Origin of the sequence: Agreia sp. Leaf210 (assembly GCF_001421485.1) — a bacterium.
GTDB lineage: Bacteria > Actinomycetota > Actinomycetes > Actinomycetales > Microbacteriaceae > Agreia.
The window spans coordinates 182,135-198,180 of the sequence record NZ_LMKK01000003.1 but is presented as its reverse complement, the minus strand read 5'-3'; the positions used below and the strand labels follow the sequence as shown (position 1 = coordinate 198,180).

The following is a 16,046-nucleotide window of genomic DNA, read 5'->3' as shown; positions in this document are numbered from 1 at the left end:
ACCATGACCATCGCCTCCGCGGACCAGCACGCAGAAAAGTCGCGCGACGCGCTGCGTGCCGCGCAGCTCTACTACCTCCAGGACATCACCATGGAGGCGATAGCGCACGAGCTGCACACATCGCGCTCCTCCGTCTCCCGACTGCTGAGTTTCGCCCGGGAAACCGGCCTCGTCGAGATCCAGGTGAAGTCGCCGGCCGAGCGGGTGTCGACGTCGCAACAGCGTATGCGCGAGCGCTACGGCGTCACCGCGCACATCGTGCCCGTGCCGGCCTCGACGAACGAGGTCGATCGACTCGAACGCGTGGCGGTGTCGGCTGCACGCATTCTCACCCCCTTCGTCGACTCCAACATGACGATCGGAGTCGCGTGGGGGTCGACGATCAGCGCGGTGAGCCGCCACCTTCCCGAGAAGGTGACGCACAACACGACTCTCGTGCAGTTGAACGGTGCGGCGAATTTTCAGACCACGGGAATCGTGTACGCAAGCGAGATCATGACTCGCTTCGGTGTCGCCTTCGGCGCCGCCGTTCAACAGTTTCCTGTGCCCGCCTTCTTCGACGACGCCGCCACCAAACAGGCGATGTGGCGAGAGCGGGCCATCAGGCGGGTACTCGACATACAGAAGCGCATGGACATCGCCCTCTTCGGTCTCGGTTCGCCGTTCGCCGATGTGCCCAGCCATGTCTATATCGGCGGCTACCTCGACGAATCCGACTACGCATCCCTTACCCGCTCGGATGTCGTCGGTGACGTCGCGACGGTCTTCTACCGCGAAGACGGGTCGTCTACGGATATCCCCATGAATTCGCGCACGAGCGGTCCCGGCCTAGAGCTCGTGTCGCGCGTTGCTCGACGGATCTGCGTGGTGAGCGGCAAATCGAAACTTCCGGCACTGCGCGGCGCTCTGGCGGCCGGCCTGATCACCGACCTCATCATCGACGAGCCCACGGCCCACCTGCTGACCGACGACGCGGTCTGATCGACCTCTGCGACCCGCACCCCGGATGTCCGCGGTGAGGTTTCCATTCCTGACCCCACGCCGGTCCGTGTCCCGGTATCCTGAAAAACGGCCTGCCCGACCACAGTGACGGCATTCGATCGATCCGGATGCCGAAGGAGTTTCATGACTTTCGACGACCTCTCCCCCGAACCTCAGAATTCTGACGAGAACAGGGAGAATCGCGCTCCTGCTGCGGCATCCACCACCGAGCAGCCCCTCGTGCTCTCGGGGCGCGATCGCTTCGCGGTGAAGCTCATCGACGCCGCCGTAAAGATCGGTTCCGAGGACTTTCAGGCGCGCTATCGCCCTGTCACCGAAGAACTCTTCAGCCACCACCTCATCGACCCAACGGCCAAGCCGGCCTACGTGCAGCCCGACCTCGAACCGATCTCGACGCTCGAGACCACCGAGGATCCCCTGGAGATCATCCGTCTTCATCTCGACAGCGTGATCGAAGATCGTCAGGCTCGTGACGAAGCACGAATGAATGCCGAGGCTCACCTCGCAGACGTGTCGGCGCAGTTGGCAGAATCCCGGGCCCATGCAGACGACCTGCAGCAGCAGCTCACCACCCAGACCGCCCGGGCAGAGAATGCCGAGTCCGAGGTCGACCGACTCCGAGCAGAACTCCAGAGCCAGGTCTCTGCGCTCACGGCGCAGCGCGAGGGCGAGGTAGCCGCTCTGCACCTGCAGCGCGAGGCCGAGGTCGCTGTGCTGACCGAGCAACGGGCCACCGAGGTGGCAGAGCTCTCCGCTCGCCTGACCGCCGAGGTGAGCGCGCTCACCGCTCAGCGCGACACCGATCTCGGCGCTGCTCACCAGCAGCGCGAGGCAGAACTCGCGGCGCTCGCGAATGAGCGTGATGCGCAGGTGGCGGCGCTGCACCAGCAGCGGGAGAACGAGCTCCTCTCGTTGACGGCTCAGCGCGACGCCGAGATCGCCGAGCTGCGCCAGCAGCGCGACGCCGAGGTCGCCGAGCTTCAGGCGAGGCTCGCGTCGGAGGTCGCCTCTGTGTCGAGTCAGCGTGAGAACGAGGTCGCGACGCTGCGCAGTGAGCGGGACGCCACGATCGCTGGGCTCCACGCGCAGCGCGAGACCGAGGTGGCGTCGCTCACGGCCGAACTCGCGGAGCTTCGTGCACAGCGTGACGCGCAGGTTGCAGAGCTCACGGCGAGACTCGAGTCGCAGATCGCGGAGCTAGACGGTACCCGCACGACGGATGTCTCCGCGTTGGCGGCCGAGCACGCGAACCAGCTCGAGACGATCGACGAGGCGCACCAGCAGCAGATCGCCGAGCTGAAGGCCGCTCACGACGCGCAGGTCGACGAACTCACCAGCGCGCACGAACAGCAGCTCGCCGAGGTGAACGCCAGCCACGAACGGCAGACATCGGAATTGGTTGTCGAGAAGGCGTCGGCCGCCTCCGTGGTGCAGGCGGAGTCGGGAGACTCCGACGCTGCCCTCTCCGAGACCAGGAGCAATCTCGCCGACGCCGTCGCTCGAGCAGAGCAGACCGCGTTGGAGCTCGAGAAGAGTCGCGCCGAGATCGCCACGTTGCGCGAGGAACGAGACCGCAGCGACGCACAGCGTGACGCGGCCATCGAAGAGCTCGACGGCGTCACCGCCCAGCGGGGTGAATGGGAGAACCGGCTTCGCCTCACGGTGGCCGCTCTGGCCAGCGCCGAGGTCGTCGGCGACTGGACTGAAGACAACGCTCCCGATGAGCGCCTCGTCGAGTTCGTACGCTCGAGCACCCAGTCACTCGAGGAGAAGATCACTCGGATCGAACAGATCGCCACCGAGGAGCTGGTCGACGAGAACGAGACGAACGAGTACGCGATCGGCGCGAACGACGCTGCCGTGCGAGTCCTCAACGCCCTCGACGATGTCGAGGCCGACGCGCCGGTCGCCGCTCCCTAGCGAACGGCGACCCGGCCTGGCGTCACGATGTGCTCTCGGCCGGGGCTGAGGCGGCCTCGTCGAGCCGGAGACCCGGCTGGGGCTGCTTCTTCAGCTGGCCTGTCACGGCCAGTACCACGATGACGGCACCGAGAACGAGGGCACCGGATACTCCGAGGATCGTGCCGAAGATCGCGTTGTCACCGGGCGTCTCGTCTGAGAACGTGACCAGCCAGGTCGTCGTCGCCGCGTTGAGGGCCCCGTGCGCGATGACCGCGGGCCAGACCGAGGCGGTGCGCAACCGGAGCCATCCGAAGATGACACTGAGAAACACGCACCAGGCCGTCATCATCGCAACCCCGAGCAGATCTGTGCGGCCGTAGTTGTAGCCGAGGAGAATGATCGGCGAGTGCCACACCCCCCAGATGACACCGGTGATCAGGAGCGCCGGCCATGTGCCGAGGGGACGCAGATTCGGCAGGAGCCATCCTCGCCAGCCGAGTTCCTCGCCGAACGCCGCGAACGATGAACTCACGATCGCGATCGGCAACGTCACCACATTGATCAGCACGATCATCTCGATCGACAGCCCAGGCACGCTCTGTCCGGTTGCAGCCATGGCCGCATCGAGACCTGAGAACGACACGAAGTCGAGACGGATGAGGCCGAGGGCGCTGCCCAGCAGCATCGCCAGGAACGCCAGGACGGGAATCCCAAGGAATGCCACAGCGCAGAAGAGAAGAGTTCGCCCGACCGGCCGCAACGGAGAGAGCCCGAGCAGCCGCGGGATGTTCGCCGGCCTCTTGACGAACAGAACGCAGACGAAGGCTGCGATCGTCGGGGTGTACATCATCGCGAGAGTGGTGAGCATGAACCGGGGATCCGAGAGGCCGTCGCCGGAGAACCAGATGGGAAGCTGCACCAGCCAGGCGAGGCCCAACGAGATCACCACGAAGCAGAGCACCGCCGACCACGGTACCGAGGTCGGATAGACCGGACCGCGTCGAGTGTTCTTGGCCTTCTGAGCGTCGACCTTCGCCGATCGAGCATCGACCGTTGGGGCCGGCTCGGCCACAGCGGGTGACGCTGCCTGCACAGGCGTGAGATCGTTCGACGCGTTGCTCATGGAAGACTCCTTAGTCGACACCTGGTTGTGCGTCTCAGCGTAAGAAGCTCGTCCGTGCGCCACATCCGCCGCTCGGGTGACCCGTACGGTGCGCCTCCCCCTGGCGAGGGAGAGAGACCGCCCGTTTTCAACCCCCCTGGAGTGGGTCTGATCGGCCTCGCTAGCATCGAAAAATAAGCGCATACGCGTCGGTCAGGAGGGGCACCGTGCCAGACAAAAAGAATCCATCCATCAAAGATCCGAAGCTCTACGAGGAGCTTCGCGACGAGGGCGCGTCGAAGCAGAAGGCCGCGCGCATCTCCAACGCGGCCGCGAAGAAGGGCCGGTCTAAAGTCGGGCGTTCGGGTGGGGAGGCCGGGTCTTACGAGGACTGGACCGTGGCCGAACTGAAGAAACGCGCCAAGGAGCTCGGACAGAGCGGCTACTCGAAGAAGACCAAGCCTCAGCTCATCTCTTCGCTGCGAGACAGCTGAGATCGCTGAGCGACCATCGGCGACACCGCGATGTGACAGGCTTGTCGTCGTGGCCCAGACTCTCGATGCGACCGATGTCGACGTTGCCCTCGAAGAGAAATTGGGATTGGGGGCGCCGTGGATAACGCTCGTCTGGAACGACCCGGTCAATCTCATGTCGTACGTCTCGTACGTCTTCCGCAGTTACTTCGGATTCTCAAAGGCCGAGGCAGAGCGTCGGATGCTGCAGGTGCACAATGACGGTCGTGCTGTCGTGGCGACAGGTACACGAGAAGAGATGGAACGACATGTGGAGGCCATGCACGACTTCGGCCTCTGGGCCACGCTGCAGAAAGCGGACTCATGACACCGTTCGCGCACGAGGGCGGGGTCGCAGTCGCCTCGTTCGAGCCCGCGGAGGTCGAGATCCTCGCGCGGCTCGCCAGCGAGGTGCAGGACCTCCTGACGAACACGACCGATGCGGAGGGCGACGCGATCAGATCGTCCGCCATTGACAGACTCCTTCCCGCAGGCTATGGCGACGACGGGGAGAACGACGCGGAATTCCGCCGCTTCACTTCGGAGGGACTCATCGAACGCAAGGTGCGCAATGCCCAGGTCATCATCGAGACGTTGTCGTCCGTAGATGGGTTTCCCCGGCTGGTAGAGCTGGATGCGGCCGCCTCACAGGCGTGGTTGCGCGGTCTCACCGACATCAGACTCTCGATCGCGGCCGATCTGGGCATCGAACACGACGACGACGAGCTCCACCTCGCCGATGGAGACCTGTACCTGCTCGAGGTCTATCGGTGGCTGGCGTTCGTTCAGGAGAGCCTCATCGACACCCTGGAGATTCACTCCTCCTGAGCGATTGGGACACAAAGTCTCATTGCGCATTACAGCCGTAGCGACAAGACGGCGAGACTGTAGGGCGGAAACGATCTACGGGAGAATCCATGGCAGTCGAGCACAGCGAATCGCTGAGTGGAATTCGGTCGACCCGCATGACCTCGGAACAGATCCGACGCCGGATGCTGGATGCAGCACTCGAGTCGGTGGGCGAGAGCGGAATGTCTCTGGGATACCCGGGCCTTCAGATGGACGAGGTCATCTCCGCGGCGGGGGTCTCTCGAAGCTCTGTCTATCGAATCTGGCACTCCAAGGAGCTCTTCGTCGCTGATCTGCTCAACGAGGCTGCCAGCCGCTTCGCGGACAAGATCAACGACGACCGGGCGCTGAGTACGGCCATCGACGTCATCTCCTCCCGACCAGACCTGCACTCCACCGAGGAGGGACGACGGCGTCTCATGCGAGAGACCATCCGAGTCGTCCTCGAGCAGAACTTCTACAGCACGATCGACTCCGCTGCCTGGCAGTCCTTTCTTTCGACGTCGGCGGCTCTTCTCGTCCATGACGGCAATGACTCGCTCCGTCGAGTAGCGGACACGTTGCGGCAGGGCAGTGACCGATTCATCTCCGACATGGCCGCGTTCCACGAGGCCCTGACCTGTCTCCTCGGTTTCACGTTGCGCGACGAATTCGCCGGCGGCTACACCCTGTACGCCGTGCTCGGCTCGTCGATCGTCGAAGGTCTCGCGATACGTCACCTGTCGAACCCCACGGTGACGGACAACTTCTACGTCGGCCCTCCGACCCTCACCGACGAGCCCACCGAATGGGCACCGTCGGCCATCGGCTTCCTCTCCATTTTCGATCAGTTCTTCGTTTCCGATCCAGAATTCGATCCGAGCACCATCTGGTCATGCATGGAGGAGCTCAGCGGGAAGACGGGACGCGGGTCCACTGAGCTCGACGCTCCATGACATCCACGCACCATCACGCCCCATCGACGATCTCGCAGATGAGAGCCGACGCGCGCCTCACCGCGAGAGAGGCTCTCGTGATGCTCGGCTCGACGTTTCGATTTCCGCTCGAGGTCGAGGACGATGGATCGGCCTATCTGAGACCCACCTCAGACACGACACTCGAAGTGCATGTCGACGACGTCGATCCGCAGCACCCCCTCGTGCTGACGGTGTGGCATTGGAAGAGCGCTGACGACGCACTACTCGCTCGGGACGCGTTGCAGACGCTCATCTCGCACGGAACGGGCTGGCGTATCGTTCCCTCGGGTTAGGGGGTGTTCCATCTCGACGCCGCTTTGAAAACCGATGCAGCGGAGCTGATGAACGACGAAAGCCCCAGACATTGTCTGGGGCTTTCGTTCTCTTCTCTGTTGCGGGGACAGGATTTGAACCTGCGACCTCTGGGTTATGAGCCCAGCGAGCTACCGAACTGCTCCACCCCGCGCTACCTGTTAAGACTAACACAGGGCGGGAGCGGTTCGGACCACTCGGGGCTGGTTACTGCCCCTGAGCCGACAATGCTCGATCGAGGGCTGCCTGGAGTTTGGCGTCGGCGACACCGTATGCTGCCCAGTCACCTGCCTTGAGGGCGGTTTCGCGCTCATCGAGTGCTGCCTTGGCGTCTTTCAACGCCTGCGTGAGACCGCCGGTATCGGTCGTGGGCGTACCCGTTCCGGCATCCGGCTGCGTGCCCGCCGAGTTGTCGGGCGCCTGCGCACCGTCTCCCGCGGGAACCGCCTCGTCGCCGGCGACGGCGCCCGAGTCTCCGCCGAACAGCTCGTCGAGTGCGGCGTCGAGCGTGTCTTCGAACGCGATCTTGTCACCGAAGGCGACGAGGATCTTCTGCAGGAGCGGATAGCTCGTGCCGCCCTTGGATTGCACATAGACGGGCTGCACGTAGAGAAGACCGCCTCCGACCGGCAGAGTCAACAGGTTTCCGCTCTTGACCTGGGTCTCGCCCTGGCGCAACAGGTTGAGCGCCTGAGACACCGTCGGGTCGGTGGTGAAGTTGTTCTGCACCTGACCTGGCCCGGGAACAGTGTCGTCCTTCGGCAACGTGAGCAGCCTCAGCTTGCCGTAGTCCTCCGAGACCTTTCCGTCTTCCGATCCGGCGTTCGAGTCGACCGCCAGATATCCGTTCAGCACGTTACGACTGCCCTCCCCTGTCGACACCGGGATGAAGGTGGAGTACAGGGAATACGAGGGAGCTTCCTGCCCGGGCATCTGCAGCGTCAGATAGTACGGCGGCTGCAGACTGGGGCTCTCGCTCGGGGCGGTGGGATCGTTCGGCGTCGTCCAAGCGTCTTGCTTGGAGTAGAACGAACCAGCGTCGGTCACGTGGTACTCGCCGAGGATGGCGCGCTGCACCTTGAACAGGTCGGCCGGGTAGCGCACGTGACTCAGAAGATCTCCGCTCATCTCGCTCATGGGCTTGAGCGTCGAGGGGAAGATCTTCTGCCAGGTCTTCAGCAGCGGGTCGGTGTCGTCCCAGGCGTAGAGGGTGACCTTGCCGTCATAGGCGTCGACCGTGGCCTTCACCGAGTTGCGGATGTAGTTGATGTCGTCGACCGCGAAGGCGGGTCGAGGCTGGTAGGTGTCGGCGATCACGTCGGAGAGGCTCTCCGTGCGCGAGTACGGGTAGTTCGCGCTCGTGGTGTAACCGTCGACTATCCAGACGACCTTTCCGTCGACGACAGAGGCGTAGGGGTCGGAGTCCATCGTCAGATACGGTGCGACCTTCGAGACTCGCTTCGCCGGGTCACGGTCGTAGAGGATCTGCGACTGATCGGTCACGCCGTCTGACAGGAAGATCTGCTCGGACTGGAACTTCAGCGCGTAGACGAGCTTGTTGAAGATGTTGTCGAGCTTCGGCCCGCCGTCTCCGGTGAACGTCGTGTACGTCTGCTGCGCGCCCTCTTCACCCGACGGGTAGTCGAGCTCGTTCTTGGGCCCGCCCTCGGGTCCGCCCACGATGGAGTAGTCCGGCGACGATTCGCCGAAGTAGACCCTCGGCTCGTACTGACCGAGTTCACCCGTGGTGGGGATACCGGACTCGAGGAAGACCGGCTGGCCGTCGACGGAACGCTGGTTGCCGAACGCCGCGACGAGGCCGTAGCCGTGCGTGTAGACGATGTGCTGGTTGTACCAGGTGTTCGAGGTGCCGAGGCCCTCGAGGTTCAGGTCGCGAACGGTGGTGACGGCGTCTTGTACAGTGCCATTGATGTTGTAGCGATCGACGTCGAGATACTGCGGGAACTGGTAGTACTGACGGAACTGCTCGAGCTGCTTGTACGTGTCGGAGACGAGAGCCGGGTCGATGATGCGGATGTTCGCGGTCGTGACCGCATCCTGACGCAGTGCGCCGGCCGTCGCGTCGGTCGTCGCGTCGTACTCGGTTTCTTCGACGCCGGAGACGCCGTAGGCGTCGCGGGTCGAGTCGATGTTGCGCTGGATGTACTCCGACTCGAGGGAGCGCTCGGAAGGGTCGACCTGGAAGCGCTGAACGACCCAGGGATACAGGGATCCGAGAATCAGGCTCGACACGATGAGCAGCACCGTGCCGATGATGGGCAGACGCCAACGACCGATGACCGCGGCGACGATGAAGAGCAACGCCACGATGCCCGCGATGCCCGCCAGGATCGACAGACCGGGGATGGTGCCGTTGACATCGGCATACGTGGCTCCGGTGATGAGCTTGCCGGTGCCGTTCGTGGCCGTGGAGTACTGGTCGAGCCAGATGCTCGCGGCCTGGACGGCGAGATACAGGGCCGCGAGAACGGCGATCTGGATGCGCGCGGTCTTGGAGATGCGCACCTCACGGCCCGCGACACGAATCGCTCCGTAGAGGTAGCTCGTGGCGAGGGCGGCGATTCCGGCGACCAGGATGACGGCGGATGCGAATCCGACGACGCCCCTGAAGAACGGCAGGTCGTAGAGGAAGAACGAGATGTCGAGGCCGAACTGCGGATCGGTCTGGCCCGTCGGCGTTCTGTTCAGCCACATGAGCGTCAGCTGCCAGCGTGATGCGGTGGCGACACCCGCGAAGATGCCGAGCACGACAGGAATGCCGATGGAGGCGAGGCGACGGAGCGGCTCTACGACCTGCTGATAGCGATCCAGCTGCGAGTTGAGCTTCGCGTAGACCGGGCGCCAGCGGAAGGCGATCTCGATCGACGCCCAGACCGGAATGGCCATGGCGAGGAAGCCGACGAGGAACATCACCCCGCCTGCGGCCCACTGGGTGGTCAGTACATCGACGAAGCCCACCTGGTCGTACCAGAGGATTTCGGTGTAGAGATTGGAGAAAGCGAAGAATGCTATCGCCAGGGCTACGACGATGGCGATGGTGATCGCCAGAGGTGCTCTGGATCTTCTGATGGGCTTCTCGGCGGTTTGGGAAGTCACGTGTGGGGGCCTCTTTACAGCGGTGCGGTGTCCGTCCATCCTAGACAAGGCATGCTGAGAAGTGCCCCGCCGACAGTTGCGCCACGGGAGAACACGGCCGAGTGCACGGCCGTCGAGCGACTACTTGGCGGTGCTCGCGTCGCAGGTGGGCAGGGCGTCGAGTCCGCTACCGCTCGAGATCGCTTTCAAAGCGGCCAGCGAATCGTCGAGGGTCGCGACGGCGAAGACTCGGATGCCGTCGGGCACGTGGCCCGTGACCTCGTCGCAATTCGATGCGGGGGCCAGGAACCAGTCTGCTCCCGCGTCGCGCGCGCCGAACAGCTTCTGCCGGATGCCGCCGATGGGGCCCACCGTGCCGTCCGCCGAGATCGTCCCGGTGCCCGCCACCTTCTGGCCGCCGTTCAACTCGCCATCGCTGAGCTTGTCGATGATCCCCAGAGCGAACATCATGCCGGCGCTCGGTCCGCCGACGTTGTCGAGTTGGATCTTCACATCGAACGGGAACTCGAAGCTCGCCTGCACACCGATTCCGAGGACCGAGGTGTCGCCGCTGGTGATCGGGGTGACGGATGCCTCGATGGGCGCACCCGCGCGCGTCACGTCGACGACGGCCGGCTTGTCGGTGCCGTTCGCCGCCACAGCCGCGCGGAGTTGGTCGATGGAGCCGACAGCCTGTCCATTGACACTGGTGACGACGTCGCCGGCCTCGAGTTCGCCCTCTGCCGGCGAGCCCTTCGCCACGCTTCCCACGCTGACGCTGGTCGTGAAGTCGTATCCGAGGCTGCTGAGCGCGGCGGCGATAGCCTCCTGCTGGCTGTCGACCATCAGAGCGGCGTTCTGCTCGTCACGCTGTTCGGTGGTGACGTCAGGAGGATAGACAGCCTCGAGCGGTACGACGGCTTTACTGCTGTCGAAGTACGCCTGCACGACCTCGGCCCACGACGGAGTCTGCTTCGGGGTTCCGACAACGGAGACCGTCAGCATGTCGAGCGTTCCGCCCGTGGGATACGTGGGCTCCCCGTCGATCGAGATCAGGGGCGTGTCCTTGCCCTCTACGGTCTGGGAGCCCAGGGTGTCGAACACGGGCCCCGGCTGTTCGATGACGTACGGCGTCGGGAGGAAACTCATGACGAGGCCGAGTACGAGTGCGATGACGAGCACGGTCCACCCCGTCGTCCGACGGCGCGCGGAGCGTCGCTCGGCCGAGATCTCCTCGGGCGTACGGAGGGCGAACGGCACGCCGTGCTGGGCATCGGAGTCGTCGACACGATTCGTGTCATTCAAACCGAACAGGCTCACGTGTCTCCTCGACGACGGGTGGAAATCAGTTGGGGCGTCACCCCGGGAGGACTGTTCGCCACGGGCGCACGGCCGGAGGCCCCAGCCTATGGGAAATCCCAGCAAGGCCGATCGGCCACCAGCTAGCGTAGAGAGCAATTCTGACAGCGGGCATGGAGCACACCGGATCCCCGCCGACTGTCGGGCGAAAGAGGTTTCCTGCCATGAGCGACGACACATCCAAGGAGCCGGAGGATGACTTCCGCGACATGCTGCGGAGTTTCCTCGAGGGCAACTCGGAGATGGACCCGGCCAAGCTTGCCAGCGCGGCGGGACTCCCCTCCGACCCAGCTGCCGTGCAGCAGCTCATGCAGCAGCTGCAGAACGCCATGAGCACGACGGGCGACGGCATCGACTGGCAGGTCGCCACCAAGCAGGCGAACGAGTTCGCCGGGCAGTCGACGCTGAGCGTCACAGACTCCCAGCGCACCGAGCTCGACGGCGCTCTGCACATCGCGGCTCTGTGGCTAGACGAGGTCACGAGCGTGACCGAACTCGCCCTGTCGCCGGTCTATCTCACCCGACAGCAGTGGACTACCGAGACCATGCCCGTGTGGAGCCAGCTGGCTGAGCCCGTCGCACTGAGCATCGCCGATGCCCTCACCGCCGTGCTGAAAGACCAGGCTCCCGAGGAGATGGCGGGCATGCTCGCCGGGGCATCCAAGCTCATGCGCAATCTCGGGGGCGCGCTCTTCGCCGTGCAGCTCGGTCAGGTCGTCGGCCAGCTCTCGACCGAGGTCGTCTCCGGCGGCGATGTCGGCATCCCTCTCTTCGAAGATCAGAAGGCCGCGCTGCTTCCACAGAACATCTCGACGTTCAGCGAAGGTCTCGACATCCCCCTCGACCAGGTTCAGCTCTACCTGGCGGTGCGAGAGCTGGCGCACGCCCGCCTCTTCCGGCACGCCAAGTGGCTGCGACTGCACCTCATCACGTCCATCACGGAGTTCGCCCGCGGAATCCGGATCGACACGGAACGCCTGGAGGAGCTCGCAGAGGGCTTCGACCCGTCGAACCCCGAGGAGCTTCGTCAAGCCGTCGTCTCCGGCGCGCTCATCCCGCCCAAGACCGAGGCGCAGCAGCATGCCCTCACCCGTCTCGAGACGATGCTCGCGCTCATCGAGGGCTGGGTCGATGTCGTCACCGCACAGGCGACGAAGCGGCTCCCCTCGAGCAATGCCGTCGCCGAGACCGTACGCCGACGTCGGGCCACGGGCGGGCCTGCGGAGTCCGCATTCTCGACGCTCATCGGGCTCGAGCTGCGTCCGCGTCGTCTTCGCGAGGCGGCTGCGATGTGGCAGGCCGTGACCGACGCGGTGGGCTCAGACGTTAGAGACGAACTGTGGTCACACCCCGACCTCGTTCCCACGAACGAGGACATCGACGACCCAGCGGCGCTCGTCGCTCGACTGCAGGCAGGTACTCCCGCCCCCGACGAGATGGACCAGGCACTCGAAGATCTGCTGCGCGGCGAGGGCGAGTAACGAGAGGGCGTCAGTCGGCCGCTCGCCGGTCGGCTGTGCATAACTTCGGCGGCGCGCGTCGTCGATCGGGCATCATCTGTGCATGGTTCTGCAGATAGATCCCCGTTATCCCGTCCTCTGGCGCACACCGTCTAGCTTGCAGATCGGAGCCGACCGGTCGATCGTGACCCTGCACGACGTCACGGTCGCCGAGGAGCACCTGGTCGCCGTGCTGCGCAAAGGCATCAGCCCGTCCGGCCTCGACATGGTCGGCGAGACCGTCGGCGCGACCCCCGAACACGTCGAAGACCTCCTGGCGCGAGTTCGTCCGGCACTGCGCGGTCGCGACGTCTCGAGCCGCGGTCTCGAGGGCACGAACATCGTCGTCACCGGTTCTGCCGTCGGCGCGGCCGCAATCCGCTCGGTACTCGCAGGTTTGGGCACCACCCTCGTCGACGACGGCGGCCCCGCCGACCTGGCCGTCATCGTGTCGACCTTCAGTACCGACCCTCGTCAGTCCGGCGCCTGGCTCCGGCGTGACATCCCCCATCTCGCCGTTGTGTTCGGTGATTCCGAAGTGCGCGTCGGTCCACTGGTCGAGCCGGGCTCTGGTCCCTGTCTGCACTGCGTCGAACGTGCCCACATCGACGACGATCCCAACTGGCCGGCCCTCGCCGGACAGCTTCTCGGACGACGTGCGTACACCGAGGACGCGCTGACGGTCTCGACGGTCACGCCCCTCGTAGCACGCGCCGTGCTCGACCGTCTCGCCACGGATACGCCCGGTGACAGGAGACTCCGGCTACGCTCACGCGCCAGCATCGTCGACGGAAAGACGGGCGACTTCGGCGAGAAGTCGTTCAGTCCTCACGCCGAGTGCGCGTGCCAGGGAGTGCCTCCTGCAGAAAGCGAGACGGTTGTCTCTGCTGAGAGCGGCCCATCCCCGACTCCGAGTACGACAGCTCCAGCCGACGGCGTGCGCGGGTGAGCCCTACGTAGAGCAGCCTCCGCTCCTCGTCGATCTGGTCGAACGTCGTGGCGTAGCTGATCGGGACAAGCCCCTCCGACAACCCGGCCAGAAAGACGACAGGCCACTCGAGGCCCTTGGCAGAATGCAGGGTGGCGAGCGTGACCGCCTGGATGGTCGGCTCATGACCCGATCCTTGGCGCTCCATCAATTCGTCGGTGAACTCTCGGAAGGTCGTGGAGTCTTTCTGGCCCTCCGCCAACGCCATCAATGCGTTCAGCGCTTCCCACTTGTCTCGAACGGCGCCGCGCGCCTCGGGCGCGTCCTGACTCCACCCGAGCGAGCGCAGAACGTCACTGACCGATTTGAACAGCGGTTCGCCGGAGATCGACACCGAGGCCGCACGCAGTGACATGACCGCCTGCTTGACCTCGGGGAGGTCGAAGAATCTCTTCGATCCTCGGATCTGATAGCTGACGCCGGCATCGGCCAGCGCGGTCTCGAGAGCAGCCGCCTGCACATTCACTCGGTACAAGACGGCGATATCTTCCGCCGGTGTCCCCTCGTCGATGAGCCGCGCGATTCTGGCCGCGATGCCCCTCGCCTCTGCGACATCGGATGCGTACGGGGTGATCTCGGGAGTCACTCCCTGTTCGCCGAGTGCGTGCAGCGACAACGCGCCCGAACGCCCCTTCATCAGTCGGTTCGCCACCTCGACGATCGCCGGCGTGCTGCGGTAGTTCTGCTCCAGCCGCACCGTGGTGGCGTTGTCGTACTCCGCTGCGAACGAGAGGAGGTAGTCGCTCCGGGCACCCGCGAAGGAGTAGATGGTCTGGCTGGCGTCACCGACGACGCAGAGGTCGCTGCGCCCACCGACCCACAGTGACAGCAGATGATGCTGGAGCGGCGAGACGTCCTGGTATTCGTCGACGACGAAGAAGCGGTACTGCTCGTGCACCTGCATCGCGACGGCAGGCTCCTGCTCGATCATGCCGGCCGTCGCGAGCAGCACGTCCTCGAAGTCGAGCTGACGGCGTTCGTCTTTGATGTCTTCGTACTTCTGGTGCAGGGCGAGTACCTGATCGACCGTGAGCGAGCCCGGCAGCGAACGCGACGTGCGCAGCGCCAGTTCGTAGGCATCCAGGTCGAGACTCGACACCTTTCGCCATTCGATCTCAGCGGCGAGGTCGCGCAGGCTGGCGGTGTCGACCTTCAGCCGCAGCGTCTCTGCCGCGTGACCGAGGAGGCGCGCCTTACCCTCGAGTACCCGGGGAGTATCGCCCCCGACGACGGTGGGCCAGAAGTAATTCAGTTGCGAGAGGGCCGCCGCGTGGAACGTCCGCGCAGAGACGCCCCCGGCCCCGAGAGGCCGCAGCCGCGTTCGCAGTTCAGCGGCCGAGCGCGCGGTGAAGGTGAGCGCCATAACGCGATTGGGTGAGTAGACGCCTGTCGCGACTCCATACGCGATGCGGTGCGTGATCGCCCGCGTCTTGCCCGTTCCCGCACCGGCGAGGATGCACACCGGACCGATGAGAGCGCGAGCGGCGATCTGCTGGTCGTCGTCGAGGGCCGCCAGGATGCTCTCCGAGAGCTCGCCGTTCGTGAGCGTGCCGGCGCTCACCACGCGAGGGCTTCTTCGGGCAGCGGTCCCCCGTACCAGTGCTCGAGGATGGCATGGGCGATCGACGACGGACCGGGGAGGGCCACGCCCGTGGTCGGATCGGCGATTTCGGCCCGAGTGAACCAGCGGAGATCGAGAATCTCTTCGCCGTCGGGGCGTAGAGCGTCGTCTGCGAAGGCTGGATCGACACGGGCGTAGAACCCGACCATCAACGATGCGGGAAAGGGCCACGGCTGCGACCCGAGGTACTGAGGGGTGAGGATGCGCACGCCCGACTCCTCGAAGACCTCACGCTGAGCCGCCGCCTCGAACGACTCCCCCGGCTCGACGAACCCGGCGAGCAGCGAATAGCGGTTCTGCTTCCACATCGCGTTTGAGCCGAGAAGGATCCTGTCTTGAGAGTCGACGATGCCCACGATGACGGCCGCGTCGGTGCGAGGGAAGAGCTCGACGCCCAGCTCTACGTCGCGGCGGACCCAGCCGCCCTTCTCGACGACCGTCTCCGCGCCGCTTCGAGGCGAGTGACTGTGCGACGCATGCCATCCGGCGATCGCCAGGGCCTCGACGAAGGCACCGGCGTCGCGATCGCTCAACACGGTCGCCGCCTCCCGCAGATTCAGCCAGCGAGCCTCATCGGGCTCGAGTCTCTCGGCCTCGTCATCGTTCACGACGACGAGCACGATACGCGTTCCGACCGGTTCCGGAGACGTCGTCGACAGCGAGATTCCCAGATAGACCCGTAGCTCGATGTCCTGAATCCGATCGACGGGAAGAAGCGCCAGAGCGGGCCTGCTGCTGAAGTCGGCCGCGGCCAGAGCCCGCCCCCGCCACAGGGGCAGCAGGCGAGTCATCGGATCCGCCCAGAGCTCCTCGAAAAGCTCGGGCCGCGCTCGCGACTCGTGGTCGCG

13 protein-coding genes, 1 tRNA gene and 1 pseudogene are annotated in these 16,046 nt (G+C 65.0%); 9 read left to right on the top strand and 6 right to left on the bottom strand.

What is annotated here, in order from left to right:
• Window positions 1-3 precede the first annotated feature (3 nt).
• Together ASE64_RS11320 and ASE64_RS11315 are read left to right on the top strand one after the other, a co-directional pair.
• On the top strand, window positions 4-981 hold the full coding sequence (locus ASE64_RS11320; protein WP_055780420.1) for a sugar-binding transcriptional regulator: 978 nt from the start codon (window positions 4-6) through the stop codon (window positions 979-981).
• Window positions 982-1,125: 144 nt separating this feature from the next.
• A complete protein-coding gene (locus ASE64_RS11315; RefSeq protein WP_055780417.1) occupies window positions 1,126-2,922 on the top strand; it encodes a hypothetical protein in 1,797 nt (598 codons plus the stop codon).
• A gap of 22 nt (window positions 2,923-2,944) precedes the next feature.
• Here the strand turns inward: ASE64_RS11315 and ASE64_RS11310 are convergent, their stop codons facing one another.
• A complete protein-coding gene (locus ASE64_RS11310; protein ID WP_055780415.1) occupies window positions 2,945-4,027 on the bottom strand; it encodes a CPBP family intramembrane glutamic endopeptidase in 1,083 nt (360 codons plus the stop codon).
• 206 nt (window positions 4,028-4,233) lie between these two features.
• Between ASE64_RS11310 and ASE64_RS11305 the strand changes: the two genes are divergently transcribed.
• From ASE64_RS11305 to ASE64_RS11285, 5 genes are all read left to right on the top strand, one after another.
• Window positions 4,234-4,500, top strand: coding sequence for a DUF7218 family protein (locus tag ASE64_RS11305; RefSeq protein ID WP_055780413.1), 267 nt, complete (start codon window positions 4,234-4,236; stop codon window positions 4,498-4,500).
• Between the two features lie 49 nt (window positions 4,501-4,549).
• Window positions 4,550-4,846 carry an ATP-dependent Clp protease adapter ClpS gene (gene clpS, locus ASE64_RS11300; RefSeq protein WP_055780410.1) on the top strand — a complete coding sequence of 99 codons (297 nt, stop codon included), beginning with the start codon at window positions 4,550-4,552 and terminating at the stop codon, window positions 4,844-4,846.
• Window positions 4,843-5,346 (top strand): DUF2017 family protein, encoded by a 504-nt coding sequence (locus ASE64_RS11295; protein WP_055780407.1) that lies wholly within the window; start codon window positions 4,843-4,845, stop codon window positions 5,344-5,346. The genes clpS and ASE64_RS11295 overlap by 4 nt, the downstream gene beginning before the upstream one ends.
• Before the next feature lie 137 nt (window positions 5,347-5,483).
• Window positions 5,484-6,302 carry a TetR/AcrR family transcriptional regulator gene (locus ASE64_RS11290; protein WP_162234563.1) on the top strand — a complete coding sequence of 273 codons (819 nt, stop codon included), beginning with the start codon at window positions 5,484-5,486 and terminating at the stop codon, window positions 6,300-6,302.
• A gap of 38 nt (window positions 6,303-6,340) precedes the next feature.
• A complete protein-coding gene (locus ASE64_RS11285) occupies window positions 6,341-6,616 on the top strand; it encodes a hypothetical protein (RefSeq protein WP_156351819.1) in 276 nt (91 codons plus the stop codon).
• 99 nt (window positions 6,617-6,715) lie between these two features.
• Here the strand turns inward: ASE64_RS11285 and ASE64_RS11280 are convergent.
• From ASE64_RS11280 to ASE64_RS11270, 3 genes are all read right to left on the bottom strand, one after another.
• Window positions 6,716-6,789 (bottom strand) — tRNA-Met (locus ASE64_RS11280).
• Window positions 6,790-6,842: 53 nt separating this feature from the next.
• Entirely contained in the window at window positions 6,843-9,791 is a 2,949-nt protein-coding gene (locus ASE64_RS11275) for a UPF0182 family protein (RefSeq protein ID WP_200920213.1), read from the bottom strand.
• A gap of 81 nt (window positions 9,792-9,872) precedes the next feature.
• On the bottom strand, window positions 9,873-10,991 hold the full coding sequence (locus ASE64_RS11270; RefSeq protein WP_055781903.1) for a YlbL family protein: 1,119 nt from the start codon (window positions 10,989-10,991) through the stop codon (window positions 9,873-9,875).
• 263 nt (window positions 10,992-11,254) lie between these two features.
• On the opposite strand from ASE64_RS11270, the gene ASE64_RS11265 reads away from it, so the two are divergent.
• Both ASE64_RS11265 and ASE64_RS17790 read left to right on the top strand, forming a co-directional pair.
• On the top strand, window positions 11,255-12,571 hold the full coding sequence (locus ASE64_RS11265) for a zinc-dependent metalloprotease (RefSeq protein ID WP_055780399.1): 1,317 nt from the start codon (window positions 11,255-11,257) through the stop codon (window positions 12,569-12,571).
• 82 nt (window positions 12,572-12,653) lie between these two features.
• A pseudogene (locus ASE64_RS17790) lies at window positions 12,654-13,445 on the top strand (TOMM precursor leader peptide-binding protein); the annotation flags it as partial.
• Here ASE64_RS17790 and ASE64_RS11255 read toward each other — a convergent pair.
• Together ASE64_RS11255 and nudC are read right to left on the bottom strand one after the other, a co-directional pair.
• Window positions 13,411-15,141 (bottom strand): ATP-dependent helicase, encoded by a 1,731-nt coding sequence (locus ASE64_RS11255; protein ID WP_235480594.1) that lies wholly within the window; start codon window positions 15,139-15,141, stop codon window positions 13,411-13,413. The pseudogene ASE64_RS17790 and the gene ASE64_RS11255 sit on opposite strands and share 35 nt — an antisense overlap.
• A complete protein-coding gene (gene nudC, locus ASE64_RS11250; RefSeq protein ID WP_326939678.1) occupies window positions 15,135-15,989 on the bottom strand; it encodes an NAD(+) diphosphatase in 855 nt (284 codons plus the stop codon). Before nudC ends, ASE64_RS11255 begins: the two co-directional genes overlap by 7 nt.
• Window positions 15,990-16,046: the final 57 nt, after the last annotated feature.

Excerpts from the sequence above, each read along its gene's own strand:
- ASE64_RS11320 (WP_055780420.1), top strand. The coding sequence starts at position 4 with ATGACCATCGCCTCCGCGGACCAGCACGCAGAAAAGTCGCGCGACGCG.
- ASE64_RS11315 (WP_055780417.1), top strand. The coding sequence starts at position 1,126 with ATGACTTTCGACGACCTCTCCCCCGAACCTCAGAATTCTGACGAGAAC.
- ASE64_RS11310 (WP_055780415.1), bottom strand. The coding sequence starts at position 4,027 with ATGAGCAACGCGTCGAACGATCTCACGCCTGTGCAGGCAGCGTCACCC.
- ASE64_RS11295 (WP_055780407.1), top strand. The coding sequence starts at position 4,843 with ATGACACCGTTCGCGCACGAGGGCGGGGTCGCAGTCGCCTCGTTCGAG.
- ASE64_RS11290 (WP_162234563.1), top strand. The coding sequence starts at position 5,484 with ATGACCTCGGAACAGATCCGACGCCGGATGCTGGATGCAGCACTCGAG.
- ASE64_RS11285 (WP_156351819.1), top strand. The coding sequence starts at position 6,341 with ATGAGAGCCGACGCGCGCCTCACCGCGAGAGAGGCTCTCGTGATGCTC.
- ASE64_RS11275 (WP_200920213.1), bottom strand. The coding sequence starts at position 9,791 with ATGGACGGACACCGCACCGCTGTAAAGAGGCCCCCACACGTGACTTCC.
- ASE64_RS11265 (WP_055780399.1), top strand. The coding sequence starts at position 11,255 with ATGAGCGACGACACATCCAAGGAGCCGGAGGATGACTTCCGCGACATG.
- nudC (WP_326939678.1), bottom strand. The coding sequence starts at position 15,989 with ATGACTCGCCTGCTGCCCCTGTGGCGGGGGCGGGCTCTGGCCGCGGCC.